The organism is Streptomyces luteolifulvus (genome assembly GCF_008806595.1).
GTDB lineage: Bacteria > Actinomycetota > Actinomycetes > Streptomycetales > Streptomycetaceae > Streptomyces > Streptomyces luteolifulvus.
In genome coordinates this window covers 107958-132198 of the sequence record NZ_VZRB01000023.1, presented here as the reverse complement: position 1 = coordinate 132198, position 24241 = coordinate 107958, and the positions used below count along the sequence as shown (strand labels likewise).

Sequence of the window (24241 nt, the reverse complement as noted above, 5' to 3'; positions counted from 1 at the left end):
ACCGTAGGGCGGGCCGGTGACGTCCGGGAGGCCGCGATGCGTCAGGCGGTGGAAGCGGCCAGATCCCGGTGGATGACCTTGGCGACACCCTGGATGGTGGAAATGCCGTAGCTCATGGTGCTGTTGCCGCGGGTGAGCACCGTGATCATGTAGTCGTGGCCGCCGCCCTTGAACGTGCCGACGCTGTGCACCCGCCAGCCGTAGGTGGCGCGCTCCAGCCAGCCGTTCTTGACGTGCACGGAGACGGTGGAGGGGGCGCCGTACGGTGTGCCCCAGCGCTGCGAGGAGACGACCTGGCTCATCAGCTTGCGGATGTAGGTGCGGGAGCCGTCGGTCAGCACCGTGTTGTGCGCGGTGATCAGCTTGAGCAGGCGCTGCTCGTCGGTCACGTTGATCTGGGTCAGGCCCCAGTAACCGTCAGCGCCGGGCGTGGTCCTGGTCATGTTGGCCGCCGCGAGGAAGCCCTTGATCTTCGCCAGGCCCAGCTGCTTCCAGAGCTTGCTCGTCGCGGCGTTGTCCGACTGGGTGATCATGGCCTTGGCGAGGGAGTTCTCGTCGCTGGTGAGACTGCGGCCGGTCTTCTGTGCGTCCCACAGCAGGGTGGCGAGGACGGTGACCTTGACGACGCTGGCGGAGTCGTAGGCCGTGGCGGGCCGGAAGGTGCAGGTCGTCTTGGTGGAGCGGTCGTACAGGCCCACCGAGATGGTGCCCTTGCGGTTCGCGAGGGCGGTGGTGATGTCGTTCTTCAGCTTGGTGGCCAGGCCCGCCGTGGCGGACGTACAGCTGACGGTCGGCGTGGTGGCGGACGCGGGTGCGGCGGCCGCCACGGATATGAGCACACCGGCACCGAGCGCCGCCAGGTGTCTCGCACGTCTGGATCTTCCGAGGGTCATGCACCTGATGACTCACCGGAGCGCAAAAGGTTGTACGGATCTGCGGTGCCCCCGCCGCACCGCGCCTCTCCCCTGTTGCGGATCATGGACGCAGTCGTCCGGCGAAGGGGAGAACAGAGTGGGCCACTGCCTGGAGATGAGCACCGGGGACATGCGGGACGTGATGCGTCTGCTGACCTCCGTGGAGCGGACGGAGAAGCAGGAGCGGGTCCTCGGGGTCGTGCGCGAGCGGTGCGCGCGGACCGACGCACGGTTCCGTGAGCAGCACCTGGACCTCGATGTGACGGTGTGCCAGGCGCTGGACGAGCTGGTCGAAGGGGCGCCCAGCGTCGAGATGAGCCCCGCCTACACCTACGCCTTCCACGAGGTGGTGGCGTCCCACTTCTCCGACACCACCGACCTCGGCGTGTGGCGGCGGCCGTCCTGGTTCTACCGCATGGACGACGCACTCGCCCGGCACGGCGTACCGTCCGACCTGCTGCCCGGCTCGTTCCTGTTCAGCGGGCCGCCGCTCAGGCTGCCCCACCCCGGCGACGCCTTCCCCTCCGTCGGCACCCTGCCGGCCCAGCGGGCCGCTGCGCTCGCCACCTCGTACGAGGCCGTCCTCGGCCGTCTCGACCCCGAATACCAGGACACGGCCCGCACGTTCGCCGATCTGATGCGGTACGAGGCGGAGGAGTGGGAGCGGGCGCAGAAGCTCGGCCGGACACTGGACACGATCTTCTTCTGGTTCAGCTGAATCCGCCCGCCCGCGGTCACCCCAGATGCGTCGGCGCGAACATCCGCAGCATCGCCGGGAGGACGACCACCGAGGGACCGGGTGAGGCCAGTGCCTTGGCCAGGTCCTGTTCCAGGGTCTCGGGGGTCGTCGTGACTCCCGGGACCCCGAACGACTCGGCCAGCTCCGTGTAGTCCGGGCGGGTCAGTTCGGTCGCCGTGGCCTCGCCGAAGGCGTCCGTCATGTACTCACGCAGGATGCCGTAGCCGCCGTCGTCGACGATCAGCCAGGTGACGTTCAGGTCGTACTGCCGTGCCGTCGCCAGCTCGGCGATCGAGTAGAGGGCCCCGCCGTCGCCCGACACCGCCAGCACCGGGCGGGTGGGGTCGGCGGCCGCCGCACCCAGTGCCGCCGGGAAGCCGTAGCCGAGGCCGCCGGCGCCCTGGGCGGAGTGCATATGGTTGGGGCCCTTCGCGTCGAAGGCGGACCAGGCCCAGTACGCCAGGATCGTCATGTCCCAGAAGGAGGGCGAGTCGGCAGGCAGTGCCTTGCGCACCGACGCCAGCACCTGCTGTTCCAGCGTGAGTTGCTGGGCATCGATGCGCTCGTGCACCCGCGCCAGCAGTGCCCGTACGCGTTCCCGGACCGTCCCGTCCTCCCGCGGCGCCACCGTCTCCAGCAGCGCCTGCAGCGCGAGGCGGGCGTCCGCGTGGATGCCGAGGGCCGGGTGGTTGGCCTCCAGCTTGCCGAGGTCCGCCTCGATCTGGATCACCCGGCCGCGGGGCTTGAACGTGTAGTAGTTCGAGGAGAGTTCGCCGAGGCCCGAGCCGACGACCAGCAGGACGTCGGCGTCCTCCAGGAAGTCCGTGGTGTGACGGTCCTCCAGCCAGGACTGCAACGACAGCGGATGCGCCCAGGGGAAGGCGCCCTTGCCGCCGAAGGTGGTGACGACGGGGGCCTGGAGCTTCTCGGCCAGGGCCTTCAGCTTCCCGGAGGCGTCCGCCCGTACGACTCCCCCGCCCGCGATGATCGCGGGGCGCTCGGCGCGGGACAGCAGGTCGGCCGCCACCGCGGTCAGTTCGGGGCGCGGAGGCAGTTCGTCGGGGGTCGCGTCCGCCGCCGTCACCACCGGGACCTGCGTCTCGGCGGTCAGCACGTCCTGCGGGATCTCCACCCACACCGGCCCGTGCGGGGCGGTCAGCGCCGACTTCCAGGCCGCGGTGATCGCGGACGGAATCTGGGACTGGGTGCGGACGGTGTGGACCGACTTCACCACGCCGCGGAACGAGGCCGCCTGGTCCGGGAGTTCGTGGAGGTAGCCGTGACGGCCGCCGCCGAGACCGGGGGTGGGGATCTGGCTGCTGATCGCCAGCACGGGCGCGGAGGCGGCCGCGGCCTCCTGGAGCGCGGCGAGCGAGGTCAGCGCGCCCGGGCCGGTGGAGAGCAGGAGGGGCGCCGCCTCACCGGTGATCCGGCCGTAGGCGTCGGCGGCGAAGCCCGCGTTGTTCTCCACCCGCAGGCCGATGTACCTCAGGTCGGAGCGGCGCAGCGCGTCGAACATGCCGAGGGCGTGCTGGCCGGGCAGGCCGAAGACGGTTGTCGCGCCGAGCCCGGCCAGGGTCTCCACGACCAGGTCTCCTCCGTTGCGGCCGGGGGGCGGGTTGAGCGCGGCCTCCGTCTGGGCGGATGTCGGGCGGAGCACCAGGTCGTGGTCGTGGGTCACTGCGAACGGGCCTCGGCAATCTGGCGGGACATGATGGTGGTCAGTTCGTACGCCGTGTGGGACGCGGCCACCGATGTGATCTCGGCGTGATCGTACGCGGGCGCCACCTCGACGACGTCGGCGGAGACCAGGTTGCAGGAGGCGAGACCGCGCAGGATCTCCAGGAGCTCGCGGGAGGTCATGCCGCCCGCCTCCGGGGTGCCGGTGCCGGGCGCGTGCGCAGGGTCGAGGCAGTCGATGTCGATGGAGATGTACAGCGGGCGGTCGCCGATGCGCTGGCGCAGCTGGTCGGCGACCTCGTCGGCGCCGCGCCGGTAGATGTCGGCGGAGGTGACGATGCCGAAGCCCATCTTCTCGTCGTCGGTGAGGTCCTGCTTGCCGTACAGGGGGCCGCGGGTGCCGACGTGGGACAGCGCCGAGGTGTCGAGGATGCCCTCCTCGACCGCGCGGCGGAACGGGGTGCCGTGGGTGTACTCGGCGCCGAAGTAGGTGTCCCAGGTGTCGAGGTGGGCGTCGAAGTGCAGCAGGGCCACCGGGCCGTGCTTCTTGGCGACGGACCGCAGCAGCGGGAGGGCGATGGTGTGGTCGCCGCCCAGGGTCATCAGCCGGGCGCCCGTGCCGAGCAGCTCGTCGGCGGCGGCCTCGACGGTGTCGACGGCCTCGTGGATGTTGAACGGGTTCACCGCGATGTCGCCGCCGTCGGCCACCTGCGCCAGCGCGAAGGGGGACGCGTCCTGCGCCGGGTTGTAGGGGCGCAGCAGCCGGGACGCCTCGCGGATGGCGTTGCCGCCGAAGCGGGCGCCGGGCCGGTAGGAGACGCCCGAGTCGAAGGGCACGCCGATCACGGCGACATCGGCGCGGCCGACCTCGTCCAGGCGCGGCAGCCGGGCGAAGGTCGCGGGGCCGGCGTACCGCGGGATGCGGGAGGAGTCGACGGGGCCTCGGGGCGTCTCGTTGCTGCTCATGGGGGACTGCCTTCTTCCTGCGCTGCGCCGCGGTCTTCTTACGAGTGTGACCCGTGGGTGCCGGTCGGGACCGACCCTAGGTGGCCGGAGGGCGGCCGCGAAGTGTACGTTTCATCCATTCGAGCCGAGCCGGATATAAGGAACGTCCACCGTGCCGGACCCCATGGTTCCCCCCACACCCCCGGTGCTCCTCTCCGCCCTGCTGGCCCGGGAGGACCTCGCGCTGCGCCGGATCGCCGGACCGGCGGATCCGGACGTCGTGATCCACTGGGCGCACACCTCCGAGATGGCGGACCCGTATCCGTATCTGCTGGGCGGGGAGCTGCTGCTGACCGCGGGGGTGCACATCCCGGAGCCGGCGGGTTCGGGCACGTACTTCGACGACTACGTCTCCCGGATCGCGGCGGCGGGCGGCGCTGCCCTCGGCTTCGGCCTGGCCCCCGTGCACGACTCGGTGCCTCAGGCGCTGATCGCGGCTTGCAACGCACACGGCCTCCCGCTGGTGGAGGTGCCCCCGCAGACCACGTTCTCGGGCGTGGCCCGCGCGGTCTGGCAGCTGATGGCCGAGGCCCGCCTGTCCGAACTGCGTCGCGTCGCGGCGGCCCAGCAGAGCCTGGCCGCGGCGGCGTCCCGCCCCGACCCGGTGCCGTCGGTACTGCGCCGGCTGGCCCAGCGGGTAGGAGGCTGGACGGTCCTGTACGGCCCGGAGGACACGGAGATCGCCTCGGCGGGCCGGGAGCCGAAGGGAGACGGGGTTCGCCGTGCACTGGCGGAACTGACCCGAGTGGTACGTCCGGTCCCGGCGGGACCGAGGCCGCAGGCGGCGCCTCCACGACCGGGCGGGACGGCACTGCCGCCGGGCGGGGCGCCGCCCCCGGACGACGCAACACCGCGCCCCGGCGAGAGGGCTCGCCCCCGGCCACAGGCCGGCCCACGCCCCGCCGAGCCCAGCGGGTCATCACACCCTCAGCCTCACCCCGGCCGGACCACCAGCGACGACCAGCCCGCCGCAGGTCGGCCGGCCTCAGCCATCACCAGCCCGGCCTCCGCCACCCACACCCTCGCCGGTACGCATCTCGCCGCCTACGCCCTCGGGGCCGGGCACGGGTTCGTGCTGGGGATCGCGACACCCCGGCGCGAACCCGGCGATCACACCATCGCGTCCGTCGCCGCCGTGCTGCTCTCGCTGTTGACCGGTGAGCATCAGAGCGGGACAGGCGCTGCCCGCTCCTCCGCGCTCGTGCGGCTGTTGCTGGGCGCCTCGCCGGAGGCGGTCGCCCCGTTGCTCGGCGGGGAGCGCTGGCTCGTGGTGCACGCGCGCCCGGTCGCCCAGGCTCCCGACGCCGTGGCCGCCTCCGCGCTCGGCGCGGCTCTCGGGTCGCCGCTGGTCGACCTGGCGCGGGACGTCGTACGGGTGCTCCTGCCGGCCGAGCGCGAACCGGACCCGCAGCCCGGCTGGACCCTCGGCGTCAGCGCCGCCGTCGCCCCGCAGGAGTGGCCCACCGCCGATGCCCAGGCCGCGCGCGCCCTGGCCCGCGCCCATGCCACCCGTGCGGCGCTGGTCCGTCACGGAGTACGCCCCGGGCTCGCCGCCCTGCTCCCCCGCGACGAGGCCGAGGCGCACGCCCGCACCCTGCTCGCGCCGATCGCCGCGGCCCCCGCCCTCACCGAGACCCTGCGCACCTGGCTCTCCCTGCACGGCAGTTGGGAAGGCACGGCGGTCGCCCTGGCCGTGCACCGCAACACCGTCCGGCAGCGGATCGCCCGTTGCGCGACCCTGCTCGGCACGGACCTGGACGACCCGGACGTGCGCATGGAACTGTGGTTCGCCCTGCGGCAACGGGAACAGTGACACGCGTCCCAGCGAGCGATACGCCGCGAACTCGCACCGCCGCCTGCTCCACAATGGTGTTCATGCCGATACCCGGGACACCCAGCCGCGCCGAGCTCGTCGCCCACCTCGTACGGACCCGTATCGCGGGCGATGTCGCGACGCCCCGCGAGAACAACCTCTCCCACTACCGCCAGCTCGCGAACGGCGTCCGCAACTTCTGGCTCGGCCTGGAACTCGGCGACCGCTGGACCGACGAACAGGATGTGCTCGCGGTGATGGCGGAGCGCGTCGGCGTGAACGACGACCCCGAGTACCGGTACGGCCAGGACACCATCGACCCCGAGCTGACCGTCGACGCGCTGCAGCGTCTCGCGGGCCGGCTGCGCAAGGCGGCCGACGGACACCAGCGGGTGCTGTTCGCCACCGGCCACCCGGGCGGCCTCCTCGACGTGCACCGCGCGACGGCGGCGGCCCTGCGCGCGGCCGGCTGCGAGATCGTTGTCATCCCGGACGGGTTGCAGACGGACGAGGGGTACGTGATGCAGTTCGCGGACGTGGCGGTGCTGGAGCACGGCGCCACGCTGTGGCACACGCACTCCGGCGAGCCGATGAAGGCGATCCTGACCGCGCTGGAGCGCGAGGGCCGCCCGCTGCCCGATCTGGTCGTCGCCGACCACGGCTGGGCGGGCTACGCGGGCCGGCACGGAGTCGACTCCGTCGGCTACGCCGACTGCAACGACCCGGCCCTGTTCATCGCCGAGGCGGAGGGCACCGTCCAGGTGACGGTCCCCCTCGACGACCACGTCCTCAGCCCGCGCCACTACGACCCGATGACGGCGTACCTGCTGGCAGAGGCGGGCCTGACGGACCAGGACGTCTAGCCACCTGCGCTGGATACCGGCGATCGATCCGGGGCTCGCTCGGACCGGGCGAGCCCCCGGGTCACCGGGGGACGCGGACCAGGCCCTCCTGGATGACGGAGATGGCGAGCCGGCCGTCCTGGGTGTAGATGCGGGCCTGGCCGAGGCCGCGGCCGCCGTGCGCCGTCGGCGACTCCTGGTCGTACAGCAGCCACTCGTCGGCGCGGAACGGCCGGTGGAACCACATGGCGTGGTCCAGCGAGGCCCCGACCACGTCCCCGACGGCCCAGCCGCCGCGGCCGTGTGCGAGGAGGACCGAGTCGAGCAGGGTCATGTCGGAGACATAGGTGGCGAGGACCACGTGCAGCAGTGGGTCGTCCGCGAGCTTGCCGTTGGTGCGGAACCAGACCTGGGAGTGCGGCTCACGCGGCTCACCGAACTGCCCGTACGGCGGTTCGTCGACGTAGCGCAGGTCGATCGCCTCGCGTGACTCCATGAACCGCGCGACGATCTCGGCGTCGAGATGGCCGTAGCCGCGCAGGCGTTCCTGGGAGGTGGGGAGCGTCGCCGGATCGGGGGCGGGCGGCATGGGGGTCTGGTGGTCGAGACCCTCCTCGTACGTCTGGAAGGACGCCGACAGCGCGAAGATCGGCCTGCCGTGCTGGACCGCGACCGCCCTGCGGGTGGTGAAGGAGCGGCCGTCGCGGATGCGTTCGACGTTGTAGACGATGGGCGCGCCCGGGTCGCCCATGCGCAGGAAGTAAGCGTGCAGCGAGTGGGCGTGCCGGTCCGCGGGGACCGTACGCCCGGCGGCCACGAGTGCCTGGGCCGCCACCTGTCCGCCGAAGACACGGGGGACCACGGCGGACCGGGACTGGCCACGGAAGATGTTCTCCTCGATCTGCTCCAGGTCGAGCAGATCGAGGAGATCGTGGAGTGCCTGGCTCATGACGTCCAGTTGTATCGGCCCACCGGGTGCGACGGGCTTGCGGTCGGCTTACAGGCCCATGTCCTTCGCGATGATCGACTTCATGATCTCGCTGGTGCCGCCGTAGATACGGTTGACACGGTTGTCCGCGTACAGGCGGGCGATCGGGTACTCGTTCATGAAGCCGTAGCCGCCGTGCAGCTGGAGGCAGCGGTCGATCACACGGTGGGCGACCTCGGTGCAGAACAGCTTGGCGCTGGCGGCCTCGGCGGGGGTCAGCTCGCCCGCGTCGAGGGCTTCGAGCGAGCGGTCGGCGACGGCCTCGGCGGCGTCCACCTCGGCCTGGCAGGCGGCCAGCTCGAACTTGGTGTTCTGGAAGTGGGCGACCGGCTTGCCGAAGACGGTGCGCTCCTGGACGTACTCCTTGGCGAACCGGACGGCGGCCTTGGCCTGCGCGTACGCGCCGAAGGCGATGCCCCAGCGCTCGGAGGCCAGGTTGTGGCCGAGGTAGTAGAAGCCCTTGTTCTCCTCGCCGAGCAGGTCCTCGACCGGGATCTTGACGTCGACGAACGCCAGCTCGGCGGTGTCGGAGGTCTTCAGGCCGAGCTTGTCGAGCTTGCGGCCGATGGAGTAGCCCTCGGCCTTGGTGTCGACGGCGAACAGGGAGATGCCGAAGCGGCGGTCCTCGGCCGTGGGGGCGGAGGTGCGGGCGCAGACGATGACGCGGTCGGCGTGGACACCGCCGGTGATGAAGGTCTTGGAGCCGTTGAGGACGTAGTGCGTGCCGTCCTCGGAAAGCTTGGCGGTGGTCTTCATGCCCGCGAGGTCGGAGCCGGTGCCCGGCTCGGTCATCGCGAGGGCCCACATCTCCTCGCCGGAGACGAACTTCGGCAGGAAGCGCTTCTTCTGCTCGTCGGAGGCGAGCATCTTGATGTACGGCAGGCCGAGCAGCACATGCACGCCGGAGCCGCCGAAGTGGACGCCCGCGCGGGCGGTCTCCTCGTAGATGATGGCCTCGAACTTGTACGAGTCGATGCCGGCACCGCCGAACTCCTCGTCCACGCGGATGCCGAAGACACCGAGCTCGGCGAGCTTGTAGTAGAAGTCGCGCGGCGCCTGGCCGGCAGCGAACCACTCGTCGTAGACGGGGACGACCTCGGCCTCGATGAAGGCCCGGAGGGTCTCCCGGAACGCCTCGTGATCCTCGTTGAACACCGTACGGCGCACCGCCGCCACCTCCACCTGGCTCAAGGGTCCATATCTAAGCGCTTGCTCAGATCTTTACCGTACCGGCGGGTAGGGAGGGGCGTCCAGAGGGATCAGGGCGTAACGCTCGTCACGCCCCGGCGGCCGCGAAGGCCCCTCTGGCCATCCGGTGCAACAGCGCCGCCGTGCCCGCACGGCCGGGCAGCGAACCCGGACGGCCCAGATGCGGGGTGGAGTTCAGCAGACCGAAGACCGAGTGGACCGCCGAGCGGGCGGTGGGCTCGGTCAGACCCGGATACACCGTGCGGACCACCTCCACCCACAGCTCGACGTACTGCCGCTGCAGCTGGCGCACCAGCTTGCGGTCGGTGTCCCGGAGGCGGTCCAGCTCCCGGTCGTGCAGGGTGATCAGGGGACGGTCGTCGAGCGCGAAGTCGATGTGCCCCTCGATGAGCGAGTCGAGGACCGTCGCCGCGGGCACCCCGTCCGCCTCCTGAAGGCGCCGTTTGGCACCGGTCAGCAGCTGGCCGCTGATCCCGACGAGCAGCTCGGCGAGCATCGCGTCCTTGCCGGCGAAGTGCCGGTACAGACCCGGCCCGCTGATGCCGACCGCGGCTCCTATCTCGTCGACTCCGACGCCGTGGAAGCCGCGCTCGGCGAACAGCCGGGCCGCCTCCTTCAGGATCTGCTCGCGTCGCGTGGGGGCGTCGGTTCTGGTGGCCATGAAAGCAATTCTAGACAGGGAGGTTAGCGGTCGTTAACCTGATGGAAATGGTTAACGCTCATTAACAGTCGATCGCTGGGTGAGAGGGACCGCAGGATGCAACAGGCACCGGAGCTGACGAGCGCGGCGGATCCCGCGTCGGAGGCCTGGCGGGCCAACGAGCGGGCACACCGTGCGCTCGTCGAGGAACTGCGCGGCAAGCTGGCCACGGCCCGGCTGGGCGGCGGCGAGAAGGCGCGCGCCCGCCACACCGCGCGCGGGAAGCTGCTCCCGCGCGACCGCGTGGACACACTGCTCGACCCGGGCTCCCCCTTCCTGGAGCTGGCGCTCCTGGCCGCCGACGGGATGTACGACGGACAGGCCCCGGCCGCTGGAGTCATCGCCGGGATCGGGCGGGTCGCCGGGCGCGAGTGCGTGATCGTCGCCAATGACGCCACCGTCAAGGGCGGCACGTACTACCCGATGACCGTGAAGAAGCATCTGCGCGCGCAGGAGGTGGCCCTCGAGAACCGCCTGCCCTGTCTCTACCTCGTGGACTCCGGCGGCGCCTTCCTGCCCCTGCAGGACGAGGTGTTCCCCGACCGCGAGCACTTCGGGCGGATCTTCTACAACCAGGCCCGGATGTCCGGCGCCGGGATCCCGCAGATCGCGGCGGTGCTCGGGTCCTGCACGGCCGGCGGGGCGTATGTCCCGGCCATGAGCGACGAGGCCGTCATCGTCCGCAACCAGGGCACGATCTTCCTCGGCGGGCCCCCGCTGGTGAAGGCCGCCACCGGTGAGGTCGTCACCGCCGAGGAACTGGGCGGCGGCGAGGTCCACGCGCGGGTGTCGGGCGTGACCGACCATCTCGCGGAGGACGACGCGCACGCGCTGCGGATCGTGCGCAACATCGTCGCCACGCTTCCCGCGCGCGGGCCGCTGCCGTGGTCCGTGGAGTCCGCCGTGGAGCCGAAGGTCGACCCGTACGGGCTGTACGGCGCGGTGCCGGTCGACTCCCGCACCCCCTACGACGTACGCGAGATCATCGCGCGCGTGGTCGACGGCTCCCGCTTCTCGGAGTTCAAGGCGGAGTTCGGGCAGACCCTGATCACCGGCTTCGCGCGGATCCACGGCCACCCCGTCGGGATCGTCGCCAACAACGGCATCCTGTTCTCCGAGTCCGCCCAGAAGGGCGCCCACTTCATCGAGCTGTGCGACCAGCGCGGCATCCCCCTGGTGTTCCTGCAGAACATCTCCGGCTTCATGGTCGGCAGGGACTACGAGGCGGGCGGCATCGCCAAGCACGGCGCCAAGATGGTGACCGCCGTGGCATGCACGCGCGTGCCGAAGCTGACCGTGGTGGTCGGCGGGTCGTACGGCGCGGGCAACTACTCGATGTGCGGCCGGGCGTACTCGCCCCGCTTCCTGTGGATGTGGCCGGGCGCCAAGATCTCCGTGATGGGCGGCGAGCAGGCCGCGTCCGTGCTGGCCACCGTCAAGCGGGACCAGCTGGAGGCGGGCGGCCAGGAGTGGCCCGCCGAGGAGGAAGAGGCCTTCAAGGCCCCCATCCGCGCCCAGTACGAGCGCCAGGGCAACGCCTACTACGCCACCGCCCGCCTCTGGGACGACGGCGTGATCGACCCGCTGGAGACGCGGCAGGTGCTGGGCCTGGCCCTGACCGCGTGCGGCAACGCGCCCCTGGGTGACCCCCAGTTCGGCGTCTTCCGGATGTGAGGGGACCCATGTTTGACACGGTGCTTGTGGCCAACCGGGGCGAGATCGCCGTCCGCGTCATCCGTACGCTCCGGGCCCTGGGCGTGCGCTCGGTGGCGGTCTTCTCCGACGCCGACGCGGACGCACGGCACGTCCGGGAGGCCGACACCGCGGTACGGATCGGGCCGGCGCCGGCCGCCGAGAGCTATCTGTCGACCGAGCGCATCCTCCAGGCCGCCGCCCGCGCGGAGGCCGTGCACCCCGGATACGGCTTCCTCGCGGAGAACACGTCCTTCGCGCGCGCATGCGCCGAGGCCGGGCTGGTCTTCATCGGACCGCCGGCCGACGCCATCTCCCTGATGGGCGACAAGATCCGCGCCAAGGAGACGGTGCGGGCGGCCGGAGTGCCGGTCGTCCCCGGGTCCAGCGGCAGCGGGCTGACGGACGACCAGCTGGCGGACGCGGCACGCGAGATCGGCATGCCGGTGCTGCTCAAGCCGTCCGCCGGCGGCGGCGGCAAGGGCATGCGGCTGGTGCGGGACGCCTCCGTGCTGGCGGACGAGATCGCCGCCGCCCGCCGTGAGGCCCGCGCCTCCTTCGGCGACGACACCCTGCTCGTCGAACGGTGGATCGACCGGCCCCGGCACATCGAGATCCAGGTCCTGGCGGACGGCCACGGCAACGTCGTGCACCTGGGCGAGCGCGAGTGCTCCCTCCAGCGCCGCCATCAGAAGATCATCGAGGAGGCTCCGTCGGTCCTGCTGGACGATGCCACGCGCGCGGCGATGGGCGAGGCCGCGGTCCAGGCCGCCCGCTCCTGCGGCTACCGGGGCGCGGGCACGGTGGAGTTCATCGTCCCCGGCGGCGACCCGTCGTCGTACTACTTCATGGAGATGAACACCCGCCTCCAGGTGGAACACCCGGTCACCGAGCTGATCACGGGCCTGGACCTGGTGGAGTGGCAGCTGCGGGTCGCGGCGGGGGAACGCCTGCCCTTCGCGCAGAAGGACATCACCCTCACCGGGCACGCGATCGAGGCCCGCGTCTGCGCCGAGGACCCCGCACGCGGCTTCCTGCCGTCGGGCGGCACGGTGCTCCGGCTGGACGAGCCCCAGGGCGACGGCATCCGCACCGACTCGGGGCTCAGCGAGGGCACCGAGGTCGGTAGCCTGTACGACCCGATGCTGTCCAAGGTGATCGCGTACGGGCCCGACCGGGAGACCGCGCTGAGGAAGCTCCGGGCGGCCCTGGCGCGGACGGTGACGCTCGGCGTGCAGACGAACGCGGGGTTCCTGCGCCGGCTGCTGGCCCATCCCGCGGTCGTGGCGGGCGAGTTGGACACGGGGCTGGTGGAACGGGAGGTGGACACGCTCGTCGTCACCGACGTACCGGAAGAGGTGTACGAGGCGGCGGCGGCCGTGCGCCTCGACGCGCTGCGGCCCCGCGGCGAGGGCTGGACCGACCCGTTCTCGGTGCCGAGCGGCTGGCGGCTCGGGGGCGTCCCCAAGCCCGTCGGCTTCCCGCTGCGGGTGTTCGACCCCGTGGAGTTCGTGCCGCGCGGCACCCACACCGTCACCGAGGACCAGGTGTCCATCACCCTCGACGGCGTCCGTCACACCTTCCACCGCGCCGCCGACTGGCTGGGCCGCGACGGCGACGCCTGGCATGTGCGGGACCACGACCCGGTCGCCGAGTCCCTCACCCGCGGGGCCCATGCGGGCGCCGACTCGCTCACGGCGCCCATGCCCGGCACGGTGACGGTCGTCAAGGTCGCGGTGGGCGACGAGGTGACCGCGGGCCAGAGTCTGCTGGTCGTCGAGGCGATGAAGATGGAGCACGTCATCTCCGCCCCGCACGCCGGCACGGTCGCCGAACTGGATGTCACCCCGGGCACGACCGTCGCCATGGACCAGGTGCTGGCGGTCATCACCCCGACGGAGTCCCCGTCGCAGGCCCCGGCCGAGTCCCCCGCAGAATCACCGGCAGAGGAGGAGCAGTGACACTCCCGATGGCCGTACCGGCCCAGGGCCTGCCCGCGCGGGTGCGGATCCACGAGGTCGGCGCGCGTGACGGGCTGCAGAACGAGAAGGGCACCGTCCCGACGGAGGTCAAGGCGGAGTTCATCCGCCGGCTGGCGGACGCGGGTCTGACGACGATCGAGGCCACCAGCTTCGTCCACCCCAAGTGGGTGCCCCAACTCGCGGACGCGGAACAGCTGTTCCCGCTCGTCGCCGGCCTGCCGGTCGAGCTTCCCGTCCTTGTGCCGAACGAACGCGGCCTCGACCGCGCGCTCGCGCTCGGCGCCCGCCGGGTCGCCGTCTTCGCCAGCGCCACCGAGTCCTTCGCGAAGGCCAACCTGAACCGGACGGTCGACGAGGCGCTGGCCATGTTCGAGCCGGTGGTGGCCCGGGCGAAGGCGGACGGCGCCCAGGTCCGCGGCTATGTCTCCATGTGCTTCGGCGACCCGTGGGAGGGCCAGGTCCCGATCGCCCAGGTCGTCCGGGTCTGCCGGGCCCTGATGGATCTGGGCTGCGACGAGCTGAGCCTCGGCGACACGATCGGGGTGGCCACCCCGGGCCATGTCCTCGAACTCCTCGCGTCCCTCAACGAACAGCGCGTGCCCACCAGCGCGCTGGGCGTGCACTTCCACGACACCTACGGGCAGGCGCTCGCCAACACCCTGGCCGCGCTGCAGCACGGTGTCACCACCGTCGACGCCTCGGCGGGCGGTCTCGGCGGCTGTCCGTACGCCAAGTCCGCCACCGGCAACCTCGCCACCGAAGACCTCGTGTGGATGCTGCGGGGCCTCGGCATCGACACCGGAGTCGACCTCGGCCGTCTCGTCGCCACGAGCGTATGGATGGCCGGCCAGCTGGGCCGACCGAGCCCTTCCCGCACCGTCCGAGCCCTGTCCCACGAGGACCAGGACCCCAAGGAGCAGTGACCGTCATGGACCACCGTCTCTCCCCCGAGCTGGAGGAACTCCGGCGCACCGTGGAGGAGTTCGCGCACGATGTCGTCGCCCCCAAGATCGGCGACTTCTACGAGCGGCACGAGTTCCCGTACGAGATCGTCCGCGAGATGGGCCGCATGGGCCTGTTCGGGCTGCCGTTCCCGGAGGAGTACGGCGGCATGGGCGGCGACTACCTCGCCCTCGGCATCGCGCTGGAGGAACTGGCCCGCGTCGACTCCTCCGTCGCCATCACCCTGGAGGCGGGTGTCTCGCTGGGCGCCATGCCGATTCATCTCTTCGGCACCGAGGAGCAGAAGCGCGAGTGGCTCCCCCGCCTCTGCTCGGGCGAGATCCTGGGCGCGTTCGGGCTGACCGAGCCGGACGGCGGCAGTGACGCGGGGGCCACCCGCACCACGGCCCGGCTGGACCCGGAGACCGACGAGTGGGTGATCAACGGCACGAAGTGCTTCATCACCAACTCGGGCACCGACATCACGGGCCTGGTCACGGTCACGGCGGTCACGGGCCGCAAGCCCGACGGCGGGCCGCGGATCTCCTCGATCATCGTCCCGTCCGGCACGCCCGGCTTCACGGTCGCCGCCCCCTACTCGAAGGTCGGCTGGAACGCCTCGGACACCCGCGAACTGTCCTTCTCGGACGTGCGGGTCCCGGCGGCGAACCTGCTGGGCGAGGAGGGCCGTGGCTACGCCCAGTTCCTGCGCATCCTCGACGAGGGCCGTATCGCCATCGCCGCCCTGGCCACGGGCCTGGCCCAGGGCTGTGTGGACGAGTCGCTGAAGTACGCGAAGGAGCGCCACGCCTTCGGCCGCCCGATCGGCGCGAACCAGGCGATCCAGTTCAAGATCGCCGACATGGAGATGAAGGCCCACACGGCCCGCCTCGCCTGGCGCGACGCGGCAAGCCGCCTGGTGGCGGGCGAACCCTTCAAGAAGGAGGCGGCCCTGGCGAAGCTCCACTCGTCCACGATCGCCGTCGACAACGCCCGCGACGCCACCCAGATCCACGGCGGCTACGGCTTCATGAACGAGTACCCGGTGGCCCGCATGTGGCGCGACTCCAAGATCCTGGAAATCGGCGAGGGTACGAGCGAGGTGCAGCGGATGCTGATCGCACGGGAGTTGGGGCTGGCGGGCTAGATCACCCGTACGACTGAAACCGTCCCGTCCGGCCACGGAAACGCGCGGTTCATCACTACGTTCCGTCACATGGTCAGCTCAGCGCATGAGGCGATGCACCAGATCTTCAGGGAGGACCCGGGCCTGTTCACCCGGGTCCTCCCGAAGGTGGGTATCGCCTTCCCAGAACCCACGGCAATCCAGCATCTGGACACCGATCTCACCGAGATCAAGCCGCTGGAACACCGCGTGGACACCCTGCTGCGGATCGACACGGCGGACAGCGGAAGTTACCTGCTCGCCGTCGAGGCCCAGAACAGACGAGTCGCGGACAAGCTCAACAGCTGGACGTACTACCTGGCGCACCTCTACGCCAAGTACGAACTGCCCCCGATCCTCCTCGTCCTGTGCCAGGACAAGTCCACCGCGAGCTGGGCAGCCACGCCCATCCGCATCGGCCTGCCCACGCATACGAGCATCGCGGTCTTCCCGCTGGTCCTGGGCCCCGACAACCTCCCGGCGATCACCGACCCGGAGGAAGCGGCCCGGGACTTACCCTTTTCCGTCTTCTCCACACTCACCCACGCCAAGGACCCGGCCCTTCCTGTGATACTGGACGCACTGGCGACGGCACTTGCCGACACCGGCGGCGAGACCGCAGTGGACTGGGCTGAATACACCGAGATCGGTCTGGGTGACCCCCGGACACGCGCACTCTGGAGGAACCTGATGGCCACGCGCACAAGTCGCTTCCCCGGCAGCGGCACACTCATCGAGGAGACGCGCATCCAGGGACGAGCCGAGGGACGAGCCGAAGACATCCTCCGCATCCTCGACCTCCGCGGCGTCGAAGTCCCCGAAGCCGCCAGGGAACGCATCACCAGCTGCACCGACCTGGACACCCTCGGGACCTGGTTCGACCGGGCAGTCACCGCGGCCGACACACAAGAGTTGTTCGCGGAGGCATAGGGCTGTTCACAGGTTCGAGCGGCGGCGTGCCCGCCCTCTGGACATGAGCTGAGGTTAGGCTAACCTACCTTCGAACTTGTCCGGCGGGCATTTCGCCCCGTTCGAAAGCAGCCATACATGTCCAACGCCCGTGCCACCCACTTCACCCGCCGCGGCATCCTCGCCGCGGGCGGCGCTCTCGGCCTCGGTGCCGTGCTCGCAGCCTGCGGTGACGACAAAGAGGAGAGCGGTGGTTCGAGCAAGGAGACGACCGCCGCCAAGTCGGGCCCGTGGACGTTCAAGGACGACCGCGGCCAGGCCGTGAAGCTCGACAAGGTCCCGGCGAACATCGTCGCGTTCACCGGCGTCGCCGCCGCCCTCCACGACTACGGCGTCTCGGTCAAGGGCGTCTTCGGCCCGACCAAGACCGCCGACGGCAAGGCCGACGTCCAGGCCGGCGACATGAACATCAGCAAGGTGACCGTCCTCGGCAACGCCTGGGACCAGTTCAACGTGGAGAAGTACGCGGCCCTCGCGCCCGACGTCCTGCTCTCCACGATGTTCGACGACGCCGGCACCCTCTGGTACGTGCCCGAGGCCTCCAAGGACAAGATCGCCAAGCTGGCCCCCAGCGTCGGCATCTCCGTCTACGACCGCCAGATCACCGAGCCGCTGCAGCGCATGTGGGAGCTCGCCGAGTCGCTGGGCGCCGATATGACGGCCGCCGCGGTCACCGACTCCAAGAAGAAGTTCGAGGAGGCCGCCACCCGGCTCCGCGCGGCCGCCAAGGCCAAGCCCGACATCAAGGTGATGGCCGGTTCCGCGAGCCAGGAGCTCTTCTATGTCTCCGGCACCAACCTCTCCATCGACCTGGAGTACTTCAAGGCCCTCGGCGTGAACTTCATCGAGCCCCCGGAGAAGGCCAAGGCCGAGGGCGGCGGCTGGTTCGAGAGCCTGAGCTGGGAGAACGTCGACAGGTACCAGGCCGACATCATCATGGTGGACGACCGCTCCTCGACCATCCAGCCGGCCGACATCACCGAGGCCACCTGGCAGAAGCTGCCCGCGGTCAAGGCGGGCCAGGTCATCGCGCGCTCCCCCGAGCCGATCCTGTCGTACGACAAGTGCACGCCGCTGCTCGTGAACCTCGCGGAGGCTCTGGAGAAGGCGAAGAAGGTCAGCTGAGCGCTGCGCTGCTTGGTCCGAGTCGGCGCCGCGGGGCTCTTGTTGCGGGTTGACTGCCGGTCGGCTGTGGCTGGTCGCGCAGCTCCCCGCACCCCTTGGGCGCGTCACACCTCAGGAGCATCCATGACTACCGCCGTTGCCGCCCCGTTCCGTTTCTTCTCTCTTCAGGTCGTACGGACGCGGCGGCTCGGTCCGTCCTTGGTCCGGGTCACCTTCGCGGGGGCCGACCTCGTGGCGTTCCACTCCGACGGGCGGGATCAGAGTCTGTCCCTGTTTCTGCCGCAGCCCGGACAGGCCGAGCCGGTCGTTCCGGTCGAGCTGGACGACGGCTGGTGGCAGGCATGGCGTGAACTCCCGGACGACGTACGGGCGGTGATGCGCTCGTACACGCTCCGGGATCTGCGCCGGGACGCGTACGGCCGTACGACGGAGATCGACATCGACTTCGTCCTGCACGGCGTCGAGCCCGGCGCCGCCGCCCCCGCGGGCCCCGCCTCCCGGTGGGCCTCGCGGGCCGCCGCCGGCGACCGCGTCCTGCTGCTCGGCCCGGCGATCGCGGACAACCGGGCGATCCGCTTCCGGCCCCCCGAGGACACCGATCTGGTGGTCGTCTGGGGCGACGAGACCGCCGTACCGGCCGTCTCCGCGATCGTCGAGTCGCTGCCGGCCGGCACCCGTGCCCGGGTCTGGCTGGAGGTGCACGACGCCGGGGACATCCAGGACCTGGTGACGGAGGCGGACGCCGAGATCACCTGGCTGGTGCGCGAGGAGAACCACGTGGAGAGCTCCCCCATGGCTCTCCGCGCGATCCGCTGCGCCCAACTCCCGCCCGCCGGGCACCCGTACGTCTGGATCGCGGGCGAGTCGGGCTGTGTGAAGGAGCTGCGCCGCCACTTCGTGGGCGAGCGCGGCATCGACCGCCGCCGCGTCACCTTCGTGGGCTACTGGCGGCGGGGGCTGTCCGAGGAACAGCTGCGCGAGAGCGAGTAGGAGCCTGCGGCACATCCCCGGCCGGATCGGCGCACGTCGTCATGGGTTCCCCGGCGCGAGCGCGGTCGCGTGGGGGTGAGCGTGCGATCGCAAGGCGCCGGAGCGCCCTCGATGGGGGGTGCCCCCGCTCGAGCGCGGCCGAGAGTGAGGGAGGAGCCATGGGCGGTTCGGCAACGCGGCATGGGGTCCCCCGCCCGAGCGAAGCCGAGCGTGGGGAATGCGTGCCAGGCGGCGGATGCCCAGTCGGGGATGCGACACAGGCTCTCATCGCGTTCGACGTGACCGCGGTCACGAGAGGGGCGGCGTTTTGACCACGCCAGATTAGGTTAGGCTTACCTAAGTTGAAGTCGCTACTTCCGCTCCTTCTCTGCCCCTCCCCGCACGCCGGACCGTCCCCCACGGAGGACCCCCACATGCGCTCGCACCTGCTCAATGACACGACCGCGGAGCACTACCGCCGCTCCGTGACCGAAGGCGTGGAGCGGGTGGCGGCCAAACTCGCCACCACCGACCGTCCGTTCACCGGCGTCGCGGTCGACGCCCTGGCCCCCCGTATCGAGCAGATCGACCTCGACAAGCCGCTGCGCGACACCACGGCGGTCCTGGACGAGCTGGAGGACGTCTATCTGCGGGACGCGATCTACTTCCACCACCCCCGCTATCTCGCCCATCTCAACTGCCCGGTCGTCATCCCGGCCGTGCTCGGCGAGGCGGTCCTGGCCGCCGTCAACTCCTCCCTCGACACCTGGGACCAGTCGGCCGGCGGCACCCTCATCGAGCGCAAGCTCATCGACTGGACGACCGCACGCATCGGCCTCGGCCCGGCCGCCGACGGCGTGTTCACCTCCGGTGGCACCCAGTCCAACCTCCAGGCGCTGCTGCTGGCCCGTGAGGAGGCCAAGAGCGACAGCCTCGCCAGGCTGCGCATCTTCGCCTCCGAGGTCAGCCATTTCAGCGTGAAGAAATCCGCGAAACTGCTCGGCCTGGGCCAGGACGCCGTCGTGTCGATCCCCGTCGACCACGACAAGCGCATGCAGACCCTCGCGCTCGCCCATGAGCTGGAGCGCTGCCAGAAGGACGGTCTGATCCCCATGGCCGTCGTCGCCACCGCCGGCACCACCGACTTCGGCTCCATCGACCCGCTGCCCGAGATCGCCGAGCTGTGCGCCCAGTTCGGGGCGTGGATGCACGTGGACGCCGCCTACGGCTGCGGACTGCTCGCCTCCCTGAGGTACCGGGACCGTATCGACGGCATCGAGCGCGCCGACTCGGTCACCGTCGACTACCACAAGTCCTTCTTCCAGCCGGTGAGTTCCTCCGCCGTGCTGGTCCGCGACGCCTCCACCCTGCGCCACGCGACCTATCACGCCGAGTACCTCAACCCGCGCCGCATGGTGGAGGAGCGCATCCCCAACCAGGTCGACAAGTCCCTGCAGACCACCCGCCGCTTCGACGCGCTGAAGCTGTGGATGACCCTGCGCACGATGGGCGCCGACGGCATCGGCGAGCTCTTCGACGAGGTCTGCGACCTGGCCGCCGAGGGCTGGGAGCTGCTCGCCGCCGACCCCCGCTTCGACATCGTCGTACGGCCGTCCCTGTCCACCCTCGTCTTCCGCTGCATCCCGGCGGCCGTCACCGACCCGGCCGAGATCGACCGCGCCAACCTGTACGCCCGCAAGGCCCTGTTCGCCTCCGGCGACGCCGTGGTCGCGGGCACCAAGGTCGGCGGCCGCCACTACCTGAAGTTCACCCTGCTCAACCCCGAGACCACGACGGCCGACATCTCCGCCGTCCTCGACCTGATCGCCGGCCACGCCGAGCAGTACCTGGGAGAGTCCCTTGACCGCGCTTGCTGAATCCGCCGAGAAGACCTACGACTTCGTGGGCATCGGGCTCGGCCCGTTCAATCTGGGCCTTGCCTGCCTCACCGAGCCCATCGCCGAACTCGACGGCGTCTTCCTGGAGTCGAAGCCGGACTTCGCATGGCATGCGGGCATGTTCCTGGCCGGCGCCCATCTGCAGACCCCGTTCATGTCGGACCTGGTCACGCTCGCCGACCCGACCTCGCCGTACACCTTCCTCAACTATCTGAAGGAGAAGGGCCGACTCTACCCGTTCTACATCCGCGAGAACTTCTACCCCCTGCGCGTCGAGTACGACGACTACTGCCGCTGGGCCGCGTCGAAGCTCTCCAGCATCCGCTTCGGCACGACGGTCACCGAGGTGACGTACGAGGACGAGCGCTACGTCGTGCGCACACAGACCGGTGATGTCCACCGGGCCCGTCATCTGGTCCTCGGCACCGGCACGGTCCCCTTCGTGCCCGAGGCCTGCCGGGACCTCGGCGGCGACTTCCTGCACACGGCGCAGTACATGCACCGCAAGGCGGAGCTCCAGGCGAAGAAGTCCATCACGATCGTCGGCAGCGGACAGAGCGCGGCGGAGATCTACTACGACCTCCTGTCCGAGATCGACGTCCACGGCTATCGGCTCGACTGGGTCACCCGCTCCCCGCGGTTCTTCCCGCTGGAGTACACCAAGCTGACCCTGGAGATGACGTCGCCGGACTACATCGACTACTTCCGCGCGCTGCCCGAACAGACCCGCTACCGGCTGGAGAAGGAGCAGAAGGGCCTGTTCAAGGGCATCAACTCGGTACTGATCGACGAGATCTTCGATCTGCTGTACCAGAAGAACGTCGAGAGCGGCGACCGCCCGGTGCCCACCCGTCTGCTCACCAACTCCACGCTGACCGGCGCCCGGTACGAGAACGGCTCGTACACGCTCGCCTTCCACCAGGACGAGCAGGACAAGGACTTCGAGATCGGCAGCGAGGGCCTGGTGCTGGCCACCGGCTACCACTACCAGCAGCCGGCCTTCCTCGAACCGGTCCGCGACCGTCTGCGCTTCGACGGCCACGGCCGCTTCGACGTGGCCCGCAACTACTCCGTCGACACCACGGGCCGGGGCGTCTTCCTGCAGAACGCCGGCGTCCACACGCACAGCGTCACCTCCCCCGACCTGGGCATGGGTCCCTACCGCAACAGCTGCATCATCCGCGAGCTGCTGGGCACCGAGTACTACCCCGTCGAGAAGACGATCGCCTTCCAGGAGTTCGCCGTATGAGCACCACCGTCACCGGCATCGGAACCCTGACGGTCCGCCCCCTCGACCCCCTGAAGGACGCCGAGCTCCTGCACGGCTGGGTCACCCACCCCAAGGCGGCCTTCTGGATGATGCAGGACGCCAGGCTGGAGGACGTCGAGCGCGCGTACATGGAGATCGCGGCCGACGAGCACCACCACGCCTGCCTCGGCCTGTGGGACGGCGTCCCCGCCTTCCTGATGGAGAAGTACGATCCGGCCCACCGCGAGCTGGTCGGCCTGTACGAGCCCGAGCCGGGCGACGTCGGCATGCACTTCCTGGTCGCGCCCGCCGACACGCCCGTGCACGGCTTCACCCGGGCCGTCATCACAGCCGTGATGGCGCACCTCTTCGAGGACCCCGCCACCGCCCGTGTCGTCGTCGAGCCGGATGTGCGCAACAAGGCGGTGCACGCCCTGAACGAGGCCGTCGGGTTCGTGCCCGCCCGTGAGATCCGGAAGCCGGAAAAGACGGCGCTGCTGAGCTTCTGCACCCGGGAGCAGTTCGTCGCGGCGACGGGGGAGGGCGCATGAGCCTCACCGACTCCGTGACCCACCTCTCCCCCGAACGCTGGGGCCGGGCCAACCGGCTGCTGGTCCGCAAGGCACTCGCCGAGTTCGCGCACGAGCGGCTGTTCACCCCCGAACGGGACGGCGACGCCTACGTCGTCCGCAGCGACGACGGTCTGACCAGCTACCGGTTCACCGCCACCCGCCACGCCCTCGACCACTGGCAGGTGGACGCCGGCTCGATCACCCGCCACCGCGACGACGCCGAACTCCCGCTCGCCGCCCTGGACTTCTTCATCGAGCTGAAGGAGTCGCTGGGCCTGAGCGACGAGGTCCTGCCGGTCTATCTGGAGGAGATCTCCTCCACCCTCTCCGGCACCTGCTACAAGCTCACCAAGCCGCAGATCCCGGTCGCCGAGCTCACAAGGAGTGGCTTCCAGGCGATCGAGACCGGGATGACCGAGGGCCACCCCTGCTTCGTCGCCAACAACGGCCGGCTCGGCTTCGGGATCCATGAGTATCTGTCGTACGCGCCGGAGACCGCGAGCCCGGTCCGGCTGGTGTGGCTGGCCGCGCACCGCTCGCGTGCCGCGTTCACCGCGGGCGTGGGGATCGACTACGAGACCTTCGTACGGGAGGAGCTGGGCGAGGAGACGGTCGAGCGGTTCCACCGGCAGCTGACCGGGCAGGGGCTCGACCCGGCCGACTACCTCCTCATACCCGTCCACCCCTGGCAGTGGTGGAACAAGCTCACCGTCACCTTCGCCGCGGAGGTCGCGCGCCGGCACCTCGTCTGCCTCGGCGAGGGCGACGACGAGTATCTGGCCCAGCAGTCCATCCGGACCTTCTTCAACACCTCGAACCCCGCGAAGCACTATGTGAAGACGGCCCTGTCCGTCCTCAACATGGGCTTCATGCGCGGGCTCTCGGCCGCCTACATGGAGGCCACCCCGGCGATCAACGACTGGCTCGCCCAGCTCGTGGAAGGCGACCCGGTCCTGAAGTCGACGGGCCTGTCGATCATCCGTGAGCGGGCGGCGGTCGGCTACCGGCATCTGGAGTACGAGGCGGCGACGGACCACTACTCGCCGTACCGGAAGATGCTCGCCGCGCTGTGGCGCGAGAGCCCGGTGGCGTCCCTCCGGGAGGGCGAGTCCCTGGCCACCATGGCCTCTCTCCTCCATGTGGACCACGAGGGCGCCTCCTTCGCGGGCGCCCTGATCGAGCAGTCCGGGCTGGCGCCGCGGGAGTGGCTGCGGCACTATCTGCGGGCATACCTCACCCCGCTGCTGCACAGCTTCTACGCCTACGACCTGGCCTACATGCCGCACGGCGAGAACGTGATCCTCGTCCTGAAGGACGGCGTGGTGCAGCGCGCGGTCTACAAGGACATCGCCGAGGAGATCGTGGTCATGGACCCGGACGCGGTACTGCCGCCCGAGGTGGCGAGGATCCGGGTGGAGGTGCCGGAGGACACCAAGCTCCTGTCGATCTTCACGGACGTCTTCGACTGCTTCTTCCGCTTCCTCGCCGCGAACCTGGCCACCGAGGGGATCCTGGAGGAGGACGACTTCTGGCGCACGGTCGCGGAGGTCACCCGCGACTACCAGCGGTCGGTGCCCGAACTCGCCGACGCATTCCGGCAGTACGACATGTTCGCCCCTCGGTTCGCGCTGTCCTGCCTCAACCGGCTCCAGCTGCGCGACAACCGGCAGATGGTGGACCTCGCCGACCCGTCCGGCGCACTGCAGCTGGTCGGCACCCTGAAGAACCCCATCGCCGGGTTCTGACACGGACGGACGGGCACCCCGCAGTACGGTCCTGCGGGGTGCC

The 24241-nt window shown here is 70.5% G+C and carries 20 protein-coding genes; 14 read left to right on the top strand and 6 right to left on the bottom strand.

The window, feature by feature from the left end; genetic code table 11:
- Positions 1-41: 41 nt before the first annotated feature.
- A complete protein-coding gene (locus F7R91_RS28610) occupies positions 42-893 on the bottom strand; it encodes a serine hydrolase (RefSeq protein ID WP_150953036.1) in 852 nt (283 codons plus the stop codon).
- A 136-nt stretch (positions 894-1029) separates the two neighbouring features.
- Here F7R91_RS28610 and F7R91_RS28605 point away from each other — a divergent pair, with 136 nt between their 5' ends.
- Complete coding sequence (locus tag F7R91_RS28605; RefSeq protein ID WP_225320822.1) at positions 1030-1632, top strand: DUF7691 family protein; 603 nt, start codon at positions 1030-1032, stop codon at positions 1630-1632.
- A 16-nt stretch (positions 1633-1648) separates the two neighbouring features.
- On the opposite strand, the gene F7R91_RS28600 is transcribed toward F7R91_RS28605, so the two are convergent.
- Positions 1649-3334 carry a thiamine pyrophosphate-binding protein gene (locus F7R91_RS28600; protein ID WP_150953030.1) on the bottom strand — a complete coding sequence of 562 codons (1686 nt, stop codon included), beginning with the start codon at positions 3332-3334 and terminating at the stop codon, positions 1649-1651.
- Positions 3331-4299, bottom strand: a complete 969-nt coding sequence (gene speB, locus F7R91_RS28595; protein WP_150953027.1) for an agmatinase — start codon at positions 4297-4299, stop codon at positions 3331-3333. Before speB ends, F7R91_RS28600 begins: the two co-directional genes overlap by 4 nt.
- 151 nt (positions 4300-4450) lie before the next feature.
- Between speB and F7R91_RS28590 the strand changes: the two genes are divergently transcribed.
- Both F7R91_RS28590 and F7R91_RS28585 read left to right on the top strand, forming a co-directional pair.
- Positions 4451-6151 carry a PucR family transcriptional regulator gene (locus F7R91_RS28590; protein WP_191971665.1) on the top strand — a complete coding sequence of 567 codons (1701 nt, stop codon included), beginning with the start codon at positions 4451-4453 and terminating at the stop codon, positions 6149-6151.
- A gap of 62 nt (positions 6152-6213) precedes the next feature.
- Complete coding sequence (locus F7R91_RS28585) at positions 6214-7014, top strand: phosphatase (protein ID WP_150953024.1); 801 nt, start codon at positions 6214-6216, stop codon at positions 7012-7014.
- Positions 7015-7075: 61 nt separating this feature from the next.
- Here the strand turns inward: F7R91_RS28585 and F7R91_RS28580 are convergent, their stop codons facing one another.
- The 3 genes from F7R91_RS28580 to F7R91_RS28570 all read right to left on the bottom strand — a co-directional run bounded on the left by F7R91_RS28580 (position 7076) and on the right by F7R91_RS28570 (position 9851).
- Positions 7076-7942 (bottom strand): acyl-CoA thioesterase, encoded by an 867-nt coding sequence (locus tag F7R91_RS28580; protein ID WP_150953021.1) that lies wholly within the window; start codon positions 7940-7942, stop codon positions 7076-7078.
- A gap of 48 nt (positions 7943-7990) precedes the next feature.
- Positions 7991-9148 (bottom strand): acyl-CoA dehydrogenase family protein, encoded by a 1158-nt coding sequence (locus tag F7R91_RS28575; RefSeq protein ID WP_150953078.1) that lies wholly within the window; start codon positions 9146-9148, stop codon positions 7991-7993.
- A 109-nt stretch (positions 9149-9257) separates the two neighbouring features.
- Positions 9258-9851: an SACE_7040 family transcriptional regulator gene (locus F7R91_RS28570; protein ID WP_150953019.1), complete on the bottom strand. Its 594-nt coding sequence runs from the start codon at positions 9849-9851 to the stop codon at positions 9258-9260.
- 96 nt (positions 9852-9947) lie between these two features.
- Between F7R91_RS28570 and F7R91_RS28565 the strand changes: the two genes are divergently transcribed.
- The 11 genes from F7R91_RS28565 to F7R91_RS28515 all read left to right on the top strand — a co-directional run bounded on the left by F7R91_RS28565 (position 9948) and on the right by F7R91_RS28515 (position 24198).
- Positions 9948-11564 (top strand): carboxyl transferase domain-containing protein, encoded by a 1617-nt coding sequence (locus tag F7R91_RS28565; protein WP_150953016.1) that lies wholly within the window; start codon positions 9948-9950, stop codon positions 11562-11564.
- An 8-nt stretch (positions 11565-11572) separates the two neighbouring features.
- Positions 11573-13543, top strand: a complete 1971-nt coding sequence (locus F7R91_RS28560) for an acetyl/propionyl/methylcrotonyl-CoA carboxylase subunit alpha (RefSeq protein ID WP_150953013.1) — start codon at positions 11573-11575, stop codon at positions 13541-13543.
- Positions 13540-14487 (top strand): hydroxymethylglutaryl-CoA lyase, encoded by a 948-nt coding sequence (locus tag F7R91_RS28555; protein WP_150953010.1) that lies wholly within the window; start codon positions 13540-13542, stop codon positions 14485-14487. Before F7R91_RS28560 ends, F7R91_RS28555 begins: the two co-directional genes overlap by 4 nt.
- A gap of 5 nt (positions 14488-14492) precedes the next feature.
- Positions 14493-15653 carry an acyl-CoA dehydrogenase family protein gene (locus tag F7R91_RS28550; RefSeq protein WP_150953007.1) on the top strand — a complete coding sequence of 387 codons (1161 nt, stop codon included), beginning with the start codon at positions 14493-14495 and terminating at the stop codon, positions 15651-15653.
- A 69-nt stretch (positions 15654-15722) separates the two neighbouring features.
- Positions 15723-16601, top strand: a complete 879-nt coding sequence (locus F7R91_RS28545; protein WP_150953004.1) for a hypothetical protein — start codon at positions 15723-15725, stop codon at positions 16599-16601.
- 117 nt (positions 16602-16718) lie between these two features.
- Entirely contained in the window at positions 16719-17765 is a 1047-nt protein-coding gene (locus tag F7R91_RS28540; RefSeq protein ID WP_150953000.1) for an ABC transporter substrate-binding protein, read from the top strand.
- Between the two features lie 123 nt (positions 17766-17888).
- The gene (locus tag F7R91_RS28535) at positions 17889-18755 is read left to right on the top strand and encodes a siderophore-interacting protein (RefSeq protein ID WP_150952997.1); all 867 of its coding nucleotides are present in this window, start codon (positions 17889-17891) and stop codon (positions 18753-18755) included.
- Positions 18756-19168: 413 nt separating this feature from the next.
- Positions 19169-20611: a lysine decarboxylase DesA gene (desA, locus tag F7R91_RS28530; protein ID WP_150952994.1), complete on the top strand. Its 1443-nt coding sequence runs from the start codon at positions 19169-19171 to the stop codon at positions 20609-20611.
- Positions 20595-21881: a lysine N(6)-hydroxylase/L-ornithine N(5)-oxygenase family protein gene (locus tag F7R91_RS28525; RefSeq protein ID WP_150952991.1), complete on the top strand. Its 1287-nt coding sequence runs from the start codon at positions 20595-20597 to the stop codon at positions 21879-21881. Before desA ends, F7R91_RS28525 begins: the two co-directional genes overlap by 17 nt.
- Positions 21878-22432 (top strand): GNAT family N-acetyltransferase, encoded by a 555-nt coding sequence (locus F7R91_RS28520; protein ID WP_150952988.1) that lies wholly within the window; start codon positions 21878-21880, stop codon positions 22430-22432. The genes F7R91_RS28525 and F7R91_RS28520 overlap by 4 nt, the downstream gene beginning before the upstream one ends.
- Complete coding sequence (locus F7R91_RS28515; RefSeq protein ID WP_150952985.1) at positions 22429-24198, top strand: IucA/IucC family protein; 1770 nt, start codon at positions 22429-22431, stop codon at positions 24196-24198. The genes F7R91_RS28520 and F7R91_RS28515 overlap by 4 nt, the downstream gene beginning before the upstream one ends.
- Positions 24199-24241: the final 43 nt, after the last annotated feature.

What these genes read in the sequence shown, in the direction of transcription:
- F7R91_RS28610 (WP_150953036.1), bottom strand. Translation starts at nt 893, where the DNA reads ATGACCCTCGGAAGATCCAGACGTGCGAGACACCTGGCGGCGCTCGGT.
- F7R91_RS28605 (WP_225320822.1), top strand. Translation starts at nt 1,030, where the DNA reads ATGAGCACCGGGGACATGCGGGACGTGATGCGTCTGCTGACCTCCGTG.
- speB (WP_150953027.1), bottom strand. Translation starts at nt 4,299, where the DNA reads ATGAGCAGCAACGAGACGCCCCGAGGCCCCGTCGACTCCTCCCGCATC.
- F7R91_RS28585 (WP_150953024.1), top strand. Translation starts at nt 6,214, where the DNA reads ATGCCGATACCCGGGACACCCAGCCGCGCCGAGCTCGTCGCCCACCTC.
- F7R91_RS28580 (WP_150953021.1), bottom strand. Translation starts at nt 7,942, where the DNA reads ATGAGCCAGGCACTCCACGATCTCCTCGATCTGCTCGACCTGGAGCAG.
- F7R91_RS28570 (WP_150953019.1), bottom strand. Translation starts at nt 9,851, where the DNA reads ATGGCCACCAGAACCGACGCCCCCACGCGACGCGAGCAGATCCTGAAG.
- F7R91_RS28565 (WP_150953016.1), top strand. Translation starts at nt 9,948, where the DNA reads ATGCAACAGGCACCGGAGCTGACGAGCGCGGCGGATCCCGCGTCGGAG.
- F7R91_RS28560 (WP_150953013.1), top strand. Translation starts at nt 11,573, where the DNA reads ATGTTTGACACGGTGCTTGTGGCCAACCGGGGCGAGATCGCCGTCCGC.
- F7R91_RS28550 (WP_150953007.1), top strand. Translation starts at nt 14,493, where the DNA reads ATGGACCACCGTCTCTCCCCCGAGCTGGAGGAACTCCGGCGCACCGTG.
- F7R91_RS28545 (WP_150953004.1), top strand. Translation starts at nt 15,723, where the DNA reads ATGGTCAGCTCAGCGCATGAGGCGATGCACCAGATCTTCAGGGAGGAC.
- F7R91_RS28540 (WP_150953000.1), top strand. Translation starts at nt 16,719, where the DNA reads ATGTCCAACGCCCGTGCCACCCACTTCACCCGCCGCGGCATCCTCGCC.
- F7R91_RS28535 (WP_150952997.1), top strand. Translation starts at nt 17,889, where the DNA reads ATGACTACCGCCGTTGCCGCCCCGTTCCGTTTCTTCTCTCTTCAGGTC.
- desA (WP_150952994.1), top strand. Translation starts at nt 19,169, where the DNA reads ATGCGCTCGCACCTGCTCAATGACACGACCGCGGAGCACTACCGCCGC.
- F7R91_RS28520 (WP_150952988.1), top strand. Translation starts at nt 21,878, where the DNA reads ATGAGCACCACCGTCACCGGCATCGGAACCCTGACGGTCCGCCCCCTC.
- F7R91_RS28515 (WP_150952985.1), top strand. Translation starts at nt 22,429, where the DNA reads ATGAGCCTCACCGACTCCGTGACCCACCTCTCCCCCGAACGCTGGGGC.